This window comes from Ochrobactrum sp. SFR4, assembly GCF_019730395.1.
GTDB lineage: Bacteria > Pseudomonadota > Alphaproteobacteria > Rhizobiales > Rhizobiaceae > Pseudochrobactrum.
This window is the reverse complement of record NZ_JAAPBB010000046.1, coordinates 1-1,517: the sequence shown is the minus strand read 5'-3', so window position 1 is coordinate 1,517 and position 1,517 is coordinate 1. Positions and strand designations below refer to the sequence as shown.

Annotated in this window: 1 protein-coding gene; it reads right to left on the bottom strand. The window is 47.7% G+C overall.

Going from position 1 to position 1,517, the window contains the following annotated elements; translation table 11 throughout:
- Nucleotides 1–884, bottom strand: an 884-nt coding sequence (locus tag HBA93_RS17705; RefSeq protein WP_221724168.1) for a hypothetical protein, incomplete at its 3' end; no start/stop codon positions are given.
- Between the last annotated feature and the right edge of the window lie 633 nt (nucleotides 885–1,517).

The following is a 1,517-nucleotide window of genomic DNA, read 5'->3' as shown; positions in this document are numbered from 1 at the left end:
GCGGAAGCATTTAGCACACTTGTGTCAGAGAAATTCTGTTGTCCGCCACTGACGGCATTGCTCGCTGAAGCGTTCAGTAAACTCGCCCCACTAAAGTACTGCTCTCCACCGCTGACAGCATTGGTAGCCGAAGCATTCAGCACGCTCGTGTCGTTGAAACCCTGTGCTCCGCCGCTGACAGCATTGGCGGCTGAGGCATTCAGTACGCTTAGGTCAAAGAAACTCTGGGCACCACCACTGATGGCATTGCTCGTTGAAGCATTCAACACGCTATAGTGTTTGAAAAACTGCTCCCCACCGCTAACGGCATTAGTGACCGAGGCGTTCAGTGCGCTTGTATTGTTGAAAGTCTGCTTTCCGCCATTAACAGCATTGCTCGCTGAAGCGTTCAGCACACTCGTGTCGAATAAAATCTGCTCCCCGTTGCTGACGGCATTGGTGATCGAGGCGTTCAGCGTGCTCGTGTTGTGGAAGGTCTGCACACCGCCGCTGACGGCATTGGCGGCCGAAGCATTCAGCATACTTTTTTCGTATAAATTTTGTATTCCGCCGCTAATGGCATTGGCGGCCGAAGCATTCAGTACGCTCGTGTTGTAGAAGCTTTGTCCACCGCCGCTGATGGCATTGATCGCCGAGGCGTTCAGCGCGCCCGATTCATTGAAATTTTGAAAGCCCCCGCTGACAGCATTGGTGGTCGAGGCATTCAACGTACTTGTGTCACGGAAATTCTGTACTCCGCTGGAAAACGGCCCATTGGTAGTTTGATTGCCTGTGAAGGTTTGAGCTGCGGCAGTAGTGGAACCGATCATAAATATTCCGATTGCTCCCGCGACGATCCGCGATGACGGCGCAAAGCTTGCAACAATGCCCTTCCATTTGGTCATGCGCCCACCCTGATGGGGCGGTCGTTTTTGAGTCTGTATGGTTATTTCGGAAAGATCAGACATCTTTGTATTCTGAGAGGGTAGTTTAATTACTGAAATCATTATTTCTACCTTAAAGATATATTGCGCAATTCAACAACGCATCGCAAGTTACTCTCTCTATCAGCCTGCAGGCAGCATTCGCCTTGCAGACATAACAGCTTTCGAGCAATGCAGAACCATGACTGATAATGAAAAGGATAGAATGATAATTCAGAAAAATTATTATCGTATTGACCGCCTAATAAATGCGTCAATCCACGCTCGGCTCAGAGAAAAAAGTAATACGTGATGTAAAATCATCACAATAAGATGTGGACTTGTTTCGGTTTAGAGCTGTACAATTTCTATGTTCATTCAAACTAGCTCTGGCACAGTTTTGCTAAAGTAGAAGAGAGGTGGCTCGGTTTGTCTGAACACTTTGGGGCGTTTTGTTAAGTGGGTTTCCGCCTCAATTAAGCACTGTAACCTTAACTGCTCTCAGCTGGGTATTAGTCCATGCTTTAGTAGTTTGGCATGTCCGTCGTCGAATGATTTGAGACTAATTGTGCTTTTGAAGATTGGATTTTCCGGCTCGGTTTATGGGTTGATTTA